The organism is Gracilibacillus phocaeensis (genome assembly GCF_900626275.1).
Classification (GTDB): domain Bacteria; phylum Bacillota; class Bacilli; order Bacillales; family Amphibacillaceae; genus Gracilibacillus; species Gracilibacillus timonensis.
Window position 1 is genome coordinate 1,145,169 of sequence record NZ_LR131145.1, and the last position, 14,981, is coordinate 1,160,149.

The 14,981-nt window shown below is 35.2% G+C and carries 13 protein-coding genes and 1 pseudogene; 1 reads left to right on the forward strand and 13 read right to left on the reverse strand.

All coding sequences use genetic code 11. The annotated features are described in order from the left end of the window. Positions 1-19 precede the first annotated feature (19 nt). The 6 genes from tnpB to istA all read right to left on the reverse strand — a co-directional run bounded on the left by tnpB (position 20) and on the right by istA (position 3,905). Positions 20-376, reverse strand: a complete 357-nt coding sequence (tnpB, locus tag E0E32_RS21500; protein ID WP_130860866.1) for an IS66 family insertion sequence element accessory protein TnpB — start codon at positions 374-376, stop codon at positions 20-22. 2 nt (positions 377-378) lie between these two features. Then, positions 379-687, reverse strand: a complete 309-nt coding sequence (gene tnpA / locus E0E32_RS21505; protein ID WP_130860868.1) for an IS66 family insertion sequence element accessory protein TnpA — start codon at positions 685-687, stop codon at positions 379-381. A gap of 81 nt (positions 688-768) precedes the next feature. Then, the gene (locus E0E32_RS21510; protein WP_130860870.1) at positions 769-1,215 is read right to left on the reverse strand and encodes a hypothetical protein; all 447 of its coding nucleotides are present in this window, start codon (positions 1,213-1,215) and stop codon (positions 769-771) included. 110 nt (positions 1,216-1,325) lie between these two features. Then, on the reverse strand, positions 1,326-1,580 hold the full coding sequence (locus E0E32_RS21515; protein WP_130859138.1) for a hypothetical protein: 255 nt from the start codon (positions 1,578-1,580) through the stop codon (positions 1,326-1,328). 25 nt (positions 1,581-1,605) lie between these two features. Then, positions 1,606-2,361: an IS21-like element helper ATPase IstB gene (istB, locus tag E0E32_RS21520; RefSeq protein WP_130859139.1), complete on the reverse strand. Its 756-nt coding sequence runs from the start codon at positions 2,359-2,361 to the stop codon at positions 1,606-1,608. Continuing rightward, entirely contained in the window at positions 2,358-3,905 is a 1,548-nt protein-coding gene (istA, locus tag E0E32_RS21525; RefSeq protein WP_130859140.1) for an IS21 family transposase, read from the reverse strand. The genes istB and istA overlap by 4 nt, the downstream gene beginning before the upstream one ends. Before the next feature lie 172 nt (positions 3,906-4,077). Between istA and E0E32_RS21530 the strand changes: the two are divergent. Continuing rightward, positions 4,078-4,608 (forward strand): annotated as a pseudogene (locus tag E0E32_RS21530) (transposase); the annotation flags it as partial. Positions 4,609-5,266: 658 nt separating this feature from the next. On the opposite strand, the gene E0E32_RS21540 reads toward E0E32_RS21530, so the two are convergent. The 7 genes from E0E32_RS21540 to truA form a co-directional block, all read right to left on the reverse strand. Further along, a complete protein-coding gene (locus E0E32_RS21540; protein ID WP_130860871.1) occupies positions 5,267-6,676 on the reverse strand; it encodes an MFS transporter in 1,410 nt (469 codons plus the stop codon). A 143-nt stretch (positions 6,677-6,819) separates the two neighbouring features. Continuing rightward, the gene (locus E0E32_RS21545) at positions 6,820-8,874 is read right to left on the reverse strand and encodes a beta-glucosidase (protein ID WP_286172025.1); all 2,055 of its coding nucleotides are present in this window, start codon (positions 8,872-8,874) and stop codon (positions 6,820-6,822) included. Positions 8,875-9,060: 186 nt separating this feature from the next. Beyond that, entirely contained in the window at positions 9,061-11,511 is a 2,451-nt protein-coding gene (locus E0E32_RS21550; RefSeq protein ID WP_130860874.1) for a GH39 family glycosyl hydrolase, read from the reverse strand. 260 nt (positions 11,512-11,771) lie between these two features. Further along, complete coding sequence (locus E0E32_RS21555; protein ID WP_130860876.1) at positions 11,772-12,755, reverse strand: hypothetical protein; 984 nt, start codon at positions 12,753-12,755, stop codon at positions 11,772-11,774. 474 nt (positions 12,756-13,229) lie between these two features. Further along, a complete protein-coding gene (gene rpsI, locus E0E32_RS21560; protein ID WP_130860878.1) occupies positions 13,230-13,622 on the reverse strand; it encodes a 30S ribosomal protein S9 in 393 nt (130 codons plus the stop codon). Positions 13,623-13,641: 19 nt separating this feature from the next. After that, positions 13,642-14,079, reverse strand: coding sequence for a 50S ribosomal protein L13 (rplM, locus tag E0E32_RS21565; RefSeq protein WP_066189291.1), 438 nt, complete (start codon positions 14,077-14,079; stop codon positions 13,642-13,644). Positions 14,080-14,231: 152 nt separating this feature from the next. Beyond that, positions 14,232-14,981 (reverse strand): tRNA pseudouridine(38-40) synthase TruA, encoded by a 750-nt coding sequence (gene truA, locus E0E32_RS21570; RefSeq protein WP_066189288.1) that lies wholly within the window; start codon positions 14,979-14,981, stop codon positions 14,232-14,234.

The window sequence follows — 14,981 nt, forward strand, 5'->3', positions numbered from 1 at the left end:
ATATTTATTTACGATTATTTTATAAAATAGTTCGTGCTTTTACTTCGCGATGTGCATGTTGTTGATGAATGGGTAAACCATCTAATAGCCAACGAAGTTGGCGATGGCTAATGGACATGGCCTCGGCTTTTTCACCGGAAGGCCAATGAAATTTTCCGCGTTCTAATCGTCGGTAATGCAACCAAAAACCATTATGTTCCCATTCTAAGACTTTCAATTTATCACGTTTGCGATTACAGAACACAAATAAACAAGGAGAGAAAGGGTCGAGTTCGAAACTCTCTTGCACAATGGCAGCTAGTCCATCTATCGATTTCCGCAGATCGGTATTTCCTTTTGCTAAGTAAACCCGATCGTAACTTCTATTATGTATCATAATTATGAAATTACACGAAGGATTTCAGCTACTTGAACGGGATCAGCACCAATAGGAACTTCGACTGCGTAATCATGTACATGAATAAAAATAGAACTGTTTTTTATAGTCGATGGACTTTCTGTAACCTGTACAGGAAGCCAATCCGCTTCTTTTGTACCTATGCTTTCTTGTTGGAATCTTCGCTTCCAGTAATACATTTGATGAAGATTGACATCGTGTTCTCTGCACCATTGGGCTGCGCTAAGCCCACTCTCTTTCCATTCCTTCATACGAGCATCCCATTCGATTCGTTTAGCTGATAATGTCATGGCATAACCTCCTACAAGATTTATTATAATGACATTATCTCACGCTTTGAATGATGATAGAAGGTGTACATTATTTGACGCTTACGTTACATTTTCCTGACGAAGACCTAATAATTTTTTTAATTCAGTTAAAGATGCAAAATCATTTGATAGATGCAAAATTTTATCTACTTCATCTTTTTTATAGTAAACTGTGATCTTTTTTAGCTTTTTTATTCTTGCTAATAAAGGAATTGAATATGATTGAAATTTACTAGGTGTTACTTTGAATTTCTTCTTTAAATCTTCTCCCGTATAGTAATTGGCTGTAATAGTTTTATATAGATTCTGTTGTGTCTCTAATAGAAATAATACATCACTTTCTTTAAACCTAACTCCACCTCTGTAGGAAATAGAAGGTAGGTTATATTCATCAATAATGCTTCCTATTGTGTTAGTACTAAACTGCAGCATTTTGAGTATTGCGGACAGATTGAGCCAGTAGTGCGGAGTTTTGAGCCACTGTTTGCGGACAATTGAGCCAGTCATTGCGGAAAGGAGAGCCACTGTCTTATGAAAGCCGGTTTTCTTCCTATACTAGCTTTCTATTTCTAAAAAAGCCCTAAAGCTTATTGATATAGCTCTAGGGCTGTCTTATTCTATAAATCTTCCATATCAAAATATAATTCAATATATTTCTGATACCTTATTATAGTTGGATAATCAAAGAAATTTTCGTAAATATCGCTATGGAGTTCAAAATAAGGAAGATTTTCACCTTCCGGTGTTAATGCATTCACTTCTGATCTTAGTTGAATTATCATTCTTTCTAGCTTTTTTGAATAGCTTATTAGATTAATAATTAAATCCAGGTTATCCATTTCTTCATTGCTCATTTCTTTAAGTTTTCGCAATTTCTAAACTCCTTTCGTTGTCCTATCAAGATTTCCTGTCTATTCCATGGCGTTCTCTCATCGAAATTGTTCCATCTAAAAGGATTTTATAAGAATCATGGACAATACGATCAAGAATCGCATCTGCTATCTGTGCTTGGCCTAATTTCGAATGCCATCCTTCTGGTGAAAATTGCGAACAGAATATAGTAGAAGTTCTCTTTAATCTTGCTTCAATAATTTCTAATACATGAAGCACGTTTTCCTCAGAAAGTTCGGTTAATAACCACTCATCAAGAATCAATAAATCTATTTTTTTATATTTTTGAATTAATTTACGAAAGCTGCCATCAGCTTCATACTTCGCAATAGCTAATTCATCAAGTAGTTCAGGCAATCTAATATATTTTACTTTGTAAAATTGGCGACATGCATGAACTCCAAAGGCATTCGATATCCACGTCTTTCCGTTCCCTGAAGCTCCCATTAAAATAATGTTATGATGATTTTGAATATAATTCCCTGTTGCTAACTCTAGAATAAGCTTTTTATCCAGATTGCGGTCAGAATGATACTCTATATCTTCAATGGCCGCCGTTGGGTCATTGAATGTCGCCTGTTTAATTAATCGTTCCAGTTTATTTGATTTGCGACGATCATATTCATAGTCTATCAAGAGGTTTAATCGGTCATCGAAATCCATATTATGATAATCTTTGTTTTGACACTGTAACTTGTACAGTTCTGCCATTGCGCCCATTTTCATTTCAGTTAATTTTCGTAGTGTTTCTTCGTTCATCATTTATTAACCCTCCCAAAATATTCAGCTCCACGTACAAATCCGTAATTATCATTGTTGGTCTGATGATTATCTATATCTATCTTTCTATTTTGTGTTTTCTTCTTTTTTCTCTTTAGTATGCCTTTTAAAACAGAAACCGTTGGATTCGTTGCTATTTCAAGTAATGTTTGTGTTGCTTTTTCCAGTTCTTTCTGTGTATACTTTGTCGATAGATTCCTTAATGAGCTAAGAATAGTTAGTGCTTTCTTTTCCACGTTCATTTCCAAAATATAAGAAACAAATTGCGTCATGTAAGGCCCAACCTCTTCTGCCCACTTTCGGTTATTATCTGGGTTATGTTCCAGATATAATCGATGATTATCAGGCATATGATCTGTATTTGTAGAAAATTGACCCATTTCACCTTTTAACCGTTTATGGGATGCAATTCTTGCCTCATTGAAGTAAACTTCAATTAGATCCGTGGTTAACCGAACATCGACAGACTCACGGACGTAGTCATATGGAACGGAATAATACATCAGTTCAACTTGAATGTGGTAGTTTAATTGAACTTTTGCCGTTTTCCATTCTGTAAGTTTGTATCGCGTTTGAGGAAGCTGTTGAAGGTAGGATTTCTCTTCTTCCTCAAACACCTTTTTACGTGAGCCAGGACGTTTTTGAAAATCAATCGTATTAATTTCTTCCAATTTTTTAAAAATCTGCCGATTTAAATCTTCGATATGAAAACATTGATAGTTTCTTAGTGAAGCAATAATCTGTCGAGAAATATATCCAACGGTTCCTTCTACACTAGGCTTATCTTTTGGTTTTCGTACACGAGTCGGAACAATAACTGTATGGTAGAAATCTGCTAGTTCTCGATAGGCTTCATTAAGAAGAAGTTCATCTCGAAGAGTCTTTGTAACCCCTGTTTTTAAGTTATCAGGAACTAAGGTCTCTGAAACACCTCCAAAGTACTCGAATGCATTTATATGGGCGGTAAGCCAATTAGCTGATTTCATATCCAGAAAAGCTTCCACATAACTGAATTGACTGTATGGCAGGGTTGCAGTAAAGATATATGCTGGGAGTATTTCACCGCTTGAACGATCTATAATTTCCAATGTAGAACCAGCCCAATCTACTTCTATAATTTCACCTGGTTTTCTGCGAATAGGCATGGTCAATTTATACTTTTTGGCATATTTTCCGTATTTTTCGGCAAATGTTCGATAAGCATAGGGAATCTTTCCTGTCTCACGTGCTTCCGCTGCATATTCATGATGCAGTAAAGTCAAGGTCACATTCTTTTTTTGTAATTCCTTATGCACCTTTTCCCAATCAACCGGGAAGTAACCTTTCTCAATAGCTTGTTTCTCGGGAAAGAGAAGCTCTTCCAACCATTGATTGGTCATCGTGTCGTTCAAATTTTCAAGATGAAGCTTCTTAGAACGTTGGACAACCTCAGAGACCGTATTTCTTGAATGACCAGTGCTGGAACTTATAGTTCTTTGGCTAACTCCTTCAAAATATAATTCCAGAATCTTACGACAATTAACCATAAAAAAACCTCCTGTATATAAGTATCATGCTTATATTGCATGTAACTTATATTATACAAGAGGTTGTTCTATAGTGGCTCTCTCTTCCGCAAAAGGTGGCTCCTTTTTCCGCAATGACTGGCTCAAAACTCCGCACTACTGGCTCAATCTGTCCGCAATACTCAATGAGCTTCAACCTTCCACTTTTCCGTCCGATATGACAAGGACGGAATGTCACTTTTTAGAAACGGAATATCAGGCGAAGTCATGGTCTAAACCAAGGAAAGTGATTATCCAATCCGTTCGCCCGCCGGGCGAATTGTTTTTTACACATTCGTTCTTCGTCACAAACCTTACAAGCGCTTTTGCGCCTAAGGAAATTGTCCGATCTTACCAAAAAAGAGGCACCATGGAAAACTTTATCAAGGAAGCGAAAGACGGATTCGACCTGGATAGAATGAGCAGTCATTCCTTCCAGGCCAACGAAGCGAGGATGGTGCTCAGTCTGCTTGCGTATAACTTGACCAACTGGATGCGTAGCCTATGTTTTCCGGAGGAACAGAAAAGCATGCAGATTCAGACCATACGTACCAGAGTGATTAAGGTTGCATGCAAATTGGTCAAATCTGGGCGCTCCCTTTATTTCAAGCTATCGTCCAGTTTTGTCTATCAAGCATTTTTCTGGAAAGTTCTCCAGCGGATCCAAGCGTTAAAGCTGGAGTGAGAAACGACGTTCAAATATACCGTATTTTCAAAAACTTATTTACAGACCAAGGGAGACGTGTGTCCAAAAATCAGGATTTTACGGTGATGGTGACTTTACCCTTTCATCATTCTTGGAATGACCCTCACATTTTAGTAACCCAAGCAAATAATCATTGGATTTGATATCCAATTAAGTTCTCGCTTTGAGGTATGAATAATTCAGGTTTGAATATATTGTCAGCTTTTATAATTACAAACGAATCCATTCAACAAATGGCTATATGTCTCCAATTGCTTATGAAAAGAAATATTTCAAAAGTTTAAACATAAATGAAGCTGTGTAGAATAAAATTAGCCTCTCTGTAAGTGTAAGGGTCGCCCTTACACTTACAGAGAGGACAGCAAGCGGAGCGCGGTAGGGAAAGAGCAAAATCTCCCTATTCGCTGTGTCTATTTTCTTGACATAATATCAATCTATTACACAAACTATTTTACGTCATCATGGACTTTTTAAGAGGTTGAAATTGCCTACCGGCAAAGGAAAAGTCAGGCATTCCTTGTTTATAGTCGGCACCCCAAACAATAGTGAGATATGTTTAAGGCATTTTTCAAGTGAAAGGAGGGGTTTCCCCCTCCCATTCATTTTAAATCTGAATTCCGTTAATAGTGAACTCCTGTTATTGTGATATCGGTGAGTGTTTTCTCTCATTTAAATCCTTCATAATCTGAGGATATTCCTTGTCTAATTTATAAAAGTACATTACTATAATTTGCAAAACATTAACTATAATTGGTGCATATATAAATAAAAATTCTATCGAAAATAATGCTGAGCTTGTTTGGGTTTCTAGTCCTCCAACATATCCACCAATAGCTAAGAGCCAGCCAATTACAGCTGTTCCTAAACCAGTACCGATCTTGAGCCCCATACTCCCTCCAGCATATATCATCCCTTCATTTCTGATTCCAGTCTTCCATTCACCGTATTCAATTGTGTCAGCTAATAAAGCAAACATTGTCCCTATTACAGTAGCTTGACCAATTCCTCTTAGTACTAAGCCTAAAATAACTACAGACAAACTTTCTGGGTTCATCATAATGATTAAGGCTCCAGCTATCGCTACAAACGACCCCATAATGATAGCATTTCGTTTTCCAAACCTTTTCACAATTGGCGCAAGGAAAAATAGCATTCCTAAAATAATTGGAATTGTATTTGCCATCAATAATAAACTTACAAGATTAACATCCTCTAAAATATATTCTGCAAAGTATACCGGAGTTCCTGTACTTAGTGCTAAATATATAAAAGTTAAAATAAACAACAGCAATGACAAAAACCAATATTTGTTTTTTATCAAAGTTCTAACACTATCTTTAACAGGTAATTTTGTCTTTTCCTTTTTAACTGGTTTTACCCTTTCTTTTGTAGTAAAAAATGTAATAAAGAATAGAATTACAGCCACAGATGCGTAAACAACAAATGCAAATACCCAGCCAGACTGTCCCCCACCAAAAAATGCTACCATAGGAATTGTTAGAACGCCTACAATTAGACTCCCTGTTTGTCCATTGACCATTCTAAAAATATTTAATACTGATCTCTGATATTGATGTTGAGTCATGAGAGCATTTAATACTCCGTATGGGATATTTATTGAAGTATATATTATTGTCATTAAGTTATAAGTAATAACTATATAAATTATTTTACCAGTAGTACTTATATCAGGAACAGTAAAGAGTAAAATTGTTGCTATAGCAAATGGGAATGCTAGCCACATGAGCCAAGGTCGTGCTTTTCCATGCTTTGATTTTACTTTATCAATAATGGCACCCATTATAATGTCTGTTACACCGTCAAATAGACGAGAAAATAACATAATGGTCCCGATTATCCCTGCTGCCATGCCTACTACATCAGTATAGAAATATACTAAATAGGTCCCCATTGCCCCCCAAACAAAATTTGTGGCTAAATCACCGAATCCATAACCTACTTTTTCTGTTAAACCAATATTCTCTTGTTTAACCCTTGAATCAACTTTATTTGAAGGGTTAGTTTCATAATTGTCTGCATTTGACATTTTCTTTCCTCCCATCAATTTTGAAAGCACTTTCTAATAAAGTTAATTGAATGTCACCATTTTTAAATGGTGACATTCAATTTATAACCGATTCACTCCATTTTTGTTTAAAAGGGTTTTAGGACATTCCGTTTGTTTTGAATTTATAAGGTAAATGTCCCCTTAAACAAGTCTTTCTCATAGCCACTATTACCAATATAAATATCGTATTCCATATCCTCTAGTTCCCACAGGTTTGTATCTGGGTTATACCACTTAATTTTTTCTACCGGACAAGAAATTTGAACAGACGATTTTTCCCCTGGTTTAAGAGAAACACGCTCAAAACCACGAAGAACCTTTACAGGTCTATCAATGTTGGAATTATTAAATCCAATGTACATTTGAACAACCTCGTCGCCTTTTACGCTCCCTATGTTCTCTACTTCACATGTTGCAATGATGCTGTCCGAATCTACATGCCATTCTGGCTTAGTTATTCTAAAGTTTGTATAAGATAAACCAAACCCATAAGGTAATGAAGGTTCGATTCCTTCCTTTTCTAATTTAGCATACCCATGATAGTAATTATAGTGAATTTCTTCTGCATCCCAGTCAACCTGTGGCAGATGGCTTTCACTAGTAGGTACAACAAATGGTAGTTTTCCTCCTGGATTTACATCACCAAATAGTGTTTTAGCTATCGCTTTACCACCTTCCATACCAGGATAATATGCCATTAAAATGGAAGGAACGGAATTTTTCCACTCATCTATCATGATCATGTTTCCACCAATTAAAACAACAGCGGAATTTTTATTCAATGGACCTACATTTTTAATTAACTCTATATCTTCACGATGTAGACCTAATGAATTCTTACGATCTCCACCTTCTGTTAAGTCTGCATCCTCGTTTGCAATTGACTCACCTTCATCGTCGTGATCATACCCTACTACAAACACAACAGCATCGACAGAACTAGCTAAATTCTTTGCCTTATTTATGTCTTTACCATCATCATAAATGACTTCAGACTTTTCTAACACGTCTTTCATACCATCTAAAGGTGTAGAAATATACGGAGGGTAAACTCTACTGGACCCATGGTCACCAATATTACCTTTATTACCTAACTCTCCTATAACAGCTACTTTTTTAGTATTTTCTTTAGAAAATGGTAAAATATTATCATCATTTTGCATTAAAGTCATAGACTTCTCCGCTGCCTCTAGGGCTAATTCAACATGTTCTTGAGAAACAATTAAATCTTCACTGTATTCATTATCATCAGCCTCTGTAAAGGCTATTAATGTTCTTACAATGCGTAGCGCTGCTTCGTCAATTTTACTTTCACTTACTTCACCAGATTTAACTGCATTTACAAGTTCTTCCCCAAAGTATTTTGTATGGCACATTTCAATGTCCATACCACCATTAGCTGCCTCTACAGTATCTTTAACTCCCCATGCAAAATCACTAATAACAAACCCATCAAATCCCCACTCACCTTTTAATACCTGGTTCAAGAGATAATTGTGATGTCCACAATGAGTACCTAAATATAAATTATATGCACTCATTACACTTGCTGCACCTGCATCAATACAATCTTTAAAGTGAGGAAGGTATACTTCACGTTCTGTACGTTTATCAGCAGTAACATTTACTTTGAATCTTGAATTTTCCATACTATTAAATGCAAAGTGTTTTACACAAGCGATGACATTTTCTTCTTGCACTCCTTTTACCAATGCCGAACCCATTGCTCCTAGATGAAATGATTCCTCACCGTATGTTTCTTGGCTTCTTCCCCAACCTGGATTATACGGTAAATTAATACATACTCCCCCAAATAAATTACCACCGTGGGCCCGTATTTCTTTTCCTATAGCTTCCCCAATCCTTTGTTCAAGATTTTTATCGAAGGTTGCTCCTCTAGACATCGATACCGGAAAACACGTACTACTACCTGACACAGCACCACGTGGACCATCTACAAACTTCATTTCAGGAACACCTAGTCGTTCATTACCTCCAGCCGGGTATGGGTACCAATTATAGTGATTATCGCCCTTAAAGTGTCCCAGAAGCTCTTCCATTGAAACTCTTCCACTCATTAAATATACTTTCTCTTCAAGTTTCAATCGATTAACAATAGATTTTGCCCTTGATGTAAGAGATTCTCGATACTCTTTTGTAACTTCTACTTTTTCCACTGTAGTTCCCCCTCCAAGAAATATTAGATAAGCGTTTACATTTAAATTATAAGTCTTTCATCCACTAAAAACCTTCCATATTCTTTTATTAGTATTTTGTTTATTGTGAAAATTATTTGAACTTTATTGAAAATACGGCATATATGGTAATAAATAAAGGGTATTTTATACGGTGATTTTTTATCATTAGAGTTTTTTTTCAAGAATTATACATTCAACGCCATGCACAGGAACTTTAATTGACAAATTGAAATTTCCCTCGCATGTAACTTTCTTCAGAATTAATTTCGGAGGCGAACTTCTTTTTAAATAATCAATCTCTTCGTTATCTAGGTCATAAATATTTCCACCCCATTTCAACCATTTGTCAAATGAAGAACCATTGTCGCAGTTGAGTATATACCGCTTACATTTAAAAGAACCATATATCTCATTTAAATTTATATCTACTTGTATGTCATCTTTTCCTTCGAAAAAATCATAACTTTTTACCTCATCTTCCCTTGCTATTTTCCCTTGACAATAATACTGATCTGGGTATGTATGGTTGTATACGAGAATCTGAATATTGCTTCCTTGTTTAGTGATAATGTAGTTTGTTCCCTTGGATATAACTACTTTTCCTAACTTTCTCATTAGTGTAAAAGCGTAATAAGCTGATTTTTTTATTCCTTCAGTATTAACCAAGCCTGTGCCTCCATAAAAAGGGGAGCTATTAATTGACCATTCATATAATATATCTGATGCCGATAAATAACCAATTCCTTTTGTTTTTAATATAGAATCATGAAGAAGATTATCGATTATAAATGTAGACATAAATGGTGTATCATGTAACATATTTGAAACGTCCCAACTAAAATTCCATCTGGTAACAATCAGATCTACGTCAGAATAATATGTCCTAAGTAACTTATATGTTCTTTCAATTTTTTGTTTAGTATGATCTTTCCCCTCATATAAAAATTGAACTGAATCGTAATCCTCAAAATTCCCTTTTAAAGTATCTAAATCGATAATTTTGTTATGATAAATATTGCACCCATAAAAATCAATAGGTAGGTTGTTTTTTTTACAATATAGTAAAAGTTGTTCTGAAATACTTTCACCTGTATGGAAATTTTCGGATGCAGGACCGATTTTTATATCGGGATCTATCCCCTTAATTAATAGAGCTGTTTGTTTATAAAACTCTAAATACTCTTCTATAGTTCCCGACCAATGAACCCCATTCACTGGGAATTCAGTCCAAACTTGTATATACCACTTAGAAACTTCTTCTTGACCATAACGATTAATACAATTTAATAAAAATGATTGAACTAGTAATAGCCATTGATTAATTTTTTTTGGAGGTGATATATTACTTTTGTAATTAAATATACTTTGGTTATTGCTGGCAAATTGTTCAGGCATATAACTTAAACTAATAAATGGCTTTGTATTAATGTCAAGTAAAAAGTCTAATACATCATTAACAAACTTCCAATTATATGTTGTATGTCCTGCTTCATTAGAATGAAGGACTTCCATTTCTTCATTAAATATTCCTTCAAATCGTAAATATTGAAATTCAATATCATTCTGCATAGCCTCAATTTGCTTTTGAACATTCTGAGTTAGTAAAGAACTAGCAGATCCAACGTTTATTATTTTATACCATATATTAGTCATATAATATTTTGCATCATTAACATCTGCCTCTATATTTATTTTTGAGCTAACCATTTCATCATAAGATAAGACTGAATAGTGATTTATTAACCGATAAACAGAATCACTATTCATCATTGGGTAACCATAATCCCAAGCATTATCCATATATAATTGTTTAAACTTAAGAGGTGTTAAGTTGAAACGTTTTTTAAACGTGTTATAGTAGCTTTTATCATCATTAAATCCAGAATCTGAAATAATTTCCGTGATTGTTTTTTCCCCTTTAAATATTAAAATTAGTGAATACCTTAATCTTATTTCATCTAAATACGTTTTGAATGATACACCTAATTTCTTTTTAATCTTATTAGAAAGGTATGAAGGATTATAGTGGAATTTTTCTGCTATTCCATTCAATGTAAGTCTATCTTTCAATTCAGTCTCTATAGTATCTAAAACGCGTGAAACTATATCATTACTTCTTACAACCGGAGATTCTTCACTTGAATCTATGAGTCTGCCAAAATTACTATAAATGTAGGTAATTAATTTTAATAAGTAATCCTTATAATTTGATACAATATTACTTTTTGTTAAAAATTTACTAAGTAGTATCCTGATGACATCATACATTTTTTGATTATTTTTACTATTTTTAAGTGATTTCATATCAAAATAAACATTATTAGGGGAGATCTCAAAATATTTCCTTATATATAGGCTATCGATATAAAACTGTATAAAAATAAAATCATTATTTTGAGGAATTATTTTATGTTCCTCAAAATGGTTAATTAAAATTAGATCATTTTCCTCTAAGAAATGAGAATTTTCACCTGAGAAAACCCTTACTTCTCCTTTTACCACCCAGATTATTTCGATCCCTCCATGTTGATGAAGTTGTTGTCTATTAGTTTCATTACCTTTAACTTTAATCGGGCACCCAGGCTTAAAATTAATTAACTCTATTTCACTGTTCAATGATATAACCTCCAATAATATTTGTATTAATTACACAACTGTTAATGGCGACTTTTTATTCTTCTTTTTTCTTTTTGGGGGTATTTTTGTTGAAGAGTTTCGCTAAAAAATCAAGTTATGGACGTCATGTAAACTTAAACTACCCTGCCATAATCCGAGCACTGAGCACTTGTCATCAGAATAATAGAGAGAATTCCTGAAATTACGTCTAATTAAACGTTCAAAGCGTGACCTTCAATTCAAGTGGGATTGTGGTTTCCTTATTTCTGACTCTGTTCCTTCAGAGGCATATCTTCAATTAAATTTGAGATGTTTTTTATAATACCTTCTGAGAGTTCATTAAACCATTGCTCTTCACCTTTAAGTATATTATCTATTTTCCAAGCAACTGATTTACCAAATTCACTTTCCTTTAGCAACGTTTGCTCAATGAAGGATTGATAATTAGTTAAGGTTGAAATTAAGGCTTCCTTCTCCCCTAAGACGCTATAGATAACTAAATTCAAATGAATTGTAGTATTGAGATATCCTATTGAATTTTGAAGTAAGTTTTCAATTCTTTCAGCTTCTTTAATTTTAATTTTTGTATCCATAAAATTATTCGCATCTTGATTAATAGCCAACATTAATTTAGCAATTGTTTGATTACTCATCTTAATTGCAGCTAACAACAATTCATTTTTAAGTTTTTTATCTTGTGCAACTAAGCCTTCAATCACTAATTGCCTTGCACTAAAAAAGCCCGCATACCTATCATTATATTGACCTTGTTCAACGCGCTTTACTAATTTGTTCAAATCCTGAATCTGTTCTGAGATAGCTGCCAATTGACCTTGAATTGCTGAAAGTTCTGGGAGGTTACCCAACTCATTAACTGTTCGGGCGTCTAACGTAATAAAGCTTTTAGATTTACCGCTTGCTGTATCTTTAATGACCGCATATGTCTCTCCTGTTTTTTTTCTTATACCAAGAGACCACTCCCCGTTATCCAGCTTCTTTTTGGCATAATCCGAAATATTAGCAACATACTCTGTGTTATTTTTGTTTGCTAATTTTTGAATCAGTTTTGCTTTTGAAACTTGTGAAAATAATCCTTCTTTTATTTGATTGGATACTGTAGCTCCTGCTACTTTTTGCAATGATGACAGTGAGTAGGAATTAAAGTCATAACTATATAAGCTTTTATCTGTTACATCAATAGACATGGACGCATCGTTAGGTATTAATATTTCAAAATCATTCATTTTAACGTTCACCGCCTCAACAGATTAGTTTTTAAAAACTAGACTGGTTCCGTATAAATTAATTTATTATAACATATTATTTACTCTTCCCTTATAAACAAAATTTCCTCTTACCCCGAAGTGAGAAAAAGATTATAAGAAGTAAGTATAAAATTAGCGCTTTGAAAAATAAGAGTGTCTTAAATCAGAAGCATCTGCTTTCAAATGGCCTTTTTGTTGCATTATCACAATTCAGCTTATCAATGCAATAGTATCAAACTTTTATATAAATATCGAAGTTTATTTTAAATGATCGAACTTTATTATAAATAATCAAAATATATTTCAAATCTACACTTTTTCTTTAAATTATTTGTCTGCTACTCGTATGTTACGTGTATGCTACGTGTGAATTTTCCCCTGTTTTTAAAGCACCGCGTATACAGTAAAATCCCCCAACCTTAGGTGGTTGGGGGATTTGCAAGTGTTGATTTATTAACGTTTTGAGAATTGTGGTGCACGACGCGCTTTCTTAAGACCGTATTTCTTCCGTTCTTTCGCACGTGCGTCACGTGTCAAGAATCCAGCGCGTTTAAGCGTTGCGCGGTATTCTGGATCTGCTTCTAATAATGCACGAGCAACGCCATGACGGATGGCACCGGCTTGGCCAGTGAAACCTCCACCTTCTACGTTTACCAATACATCATAGCTACCTTCTGTTTCCGTTGATACCAATGGTTGTTTGATAATAGTACGAAGCGTTTCGTAAGGGAAGTAGTTCTCCGCATCACGTTTATTGACAAGAATACGTCCAGTACCTGGAACTAAACGTACACGAGCAGTTGATTTTTTACGGCGTCCGGTACCGTAATATTGTACTTGTGCCACTATGTTAACCTCCTTTTAATTATCCGCGAAGTTCGTAGACTTCTGGTTTTTGTGCTTCATGCTTATGTTCAGCTCCGCGATAAACATGTAATTTCTTACCCATTTTACGACCTAGTTTACCTTTTGGTAGCATACCTTTAATCGTAAGCTCTAGCATTTGTTCTGGATATTTCTCACGCATTTCACCAGCCGTACGTGATTTTAGTCCACCTGGGTGGTTAGAATGACGATAGTACAGCTTATCACTTAATTTCTTACCTGTAAGTTCGATTTTTTCCGCATTGATGATGATCACATTATCACCAGTGTCTGCATGCGGTGTATATGTTGGTTTATGCTTGCCGCGAAGGATTGCTGCAATTTCACTTGCTAAACGTCCTAACGTTTGACCTTCTGCATCGACAACCAACCATTTGCGTTCAATATTATTTTCATTTGCCATGAAAGTTGTGCGCATGATCTTACCTCCTATTTCAATGATCCAATTGATTCATTATTATCCGATTTATATTCTAACACGAGTAGTTTTCCGGGGCTATTCGTGGTTTAGAAAATAAAATGCCATAGACCATAATATAACAAGTCGTCCCAAAAGTCAATAGATTGTTTTCATTTCTTTTCATATTGTACATCCCATAAATATAAGCCTTGAGCCGGTGCCGTTTTACCAGCTGTCGAGCGGTCCCTTGCCTGGATAATCGATGGTACTTCGGTTGGTTGACGTTTGCCTGTACCTACTTCCAACAGTGTGCCTGTAATAATGCGTACCATATTGTATAAAAAGCCGGTCCCACGCACCCGAATAATCAATTGGTCTGTGGACTTCTCCTGCTCCACTTCCAAATCTGTTATTGTACGGACTTTATCCCCTTTTAACGTATGGTTGGCCGAGCAAAACGAGCTAAAATCGTGTGTACCTAATAGCTGCTGGCTTGCTGTTTGCATCGCAGCTATATCTAGCGGTTCCTTAACAAAGTGGCAGTAATGGCGTTTAAAGAGGTCATAGGCGCCAGTATGAATAAAATAGCGATATTCCTTCTCCATCACATCAAAGCGAGCATGAAAGCTCTCAGGGGCCGCTATGATATCACTAATCTCGATATCATCAGGGAGCATAGTGTTGAGCGCACGTAGCCAATTTGTATAAGGAATGTCTAAGCTTGTATCAAAGTGAATGACCTGTCCAACAGCATGTACCCCCTGGTCCGTCCTCCCAGAGGCTGTCACACGAATTGGCTTTCCTTTATGCATTTTGCTTAAGACCGTCTCTATTTTTCCTTGTACGGTACGTTTCTTCGGTTGTATCTGATACCCGGAGAAGGCTGTCCCATCATAACGAATCGTTGCTTTCAATCTCAT

What these genes read in the sequence shown, in the direction of transcription:
- truA (WP_066189288.1), bottom strand. Translation starts at nt 14,981, where the DNA reads ATGAGATTGAAAGCAACGATTCGTTATGATGGGACAGCCTTCTCCGGG.
- E0E32_RS21555 (WP_130860876.1), bottom strand. Translation starts at nt 12,755, where the DNA reads ATGAATGATTTTGAAATATTAATACCTAACGATGCGTCCATGTCTATT.
- istA (WP_130859140.1), bottom strand. Translation starts at nt 3,905, where the DNA reads ATGGTTAATTGTCGTAAGATTCTGGAATTATATTTTGAAGGAGTTAGC.
- E0E32_RS21540 (WP_130860871.1), bottom strand. Translation starts at nt 6,676, where the DNA reads ATGTCAAATGCAGACAATTATGAAACTAACCCTTCAAATAAAGTTGAT.
- tnpB (WP_130860866.1), bottom strand. Translation starts at nt 376, where the DNA reads ATGATACATAATAGAAGTTACGATCGGGTTTACTTAGCAAAAGGAAAT.
- rplM (WP_066189291.1), bottom strand. Translation starts at nt 14,079, where the DNA reads ATGCGCACAACTTTCATGGCAAATGAAAATAATATTGAACGCAAATGG.
- istB (WP_130859139.1), bottom strand. Translation starts at nt 2,361, where the DNA reads ATGATGAACGAAGAAACACTACGAAAATTAACTGAAATGAAAATGGGC.
- tnpA (WP_130860868.1), bottom strand. Translation starts at nt 687, where the DNA reads ATGACATTATCAGCTAAACGAATCGAATGGGATGCTCGTATGAAGGAA.
- E0E32_RS21510 (WP_130860870.1), bottom strand. Translation starts at nt 1,215, where the DNA reads ATGACTGGCTCAATTGTCCGCAAACAGTGGCTCAAAACTCCGCACTAC.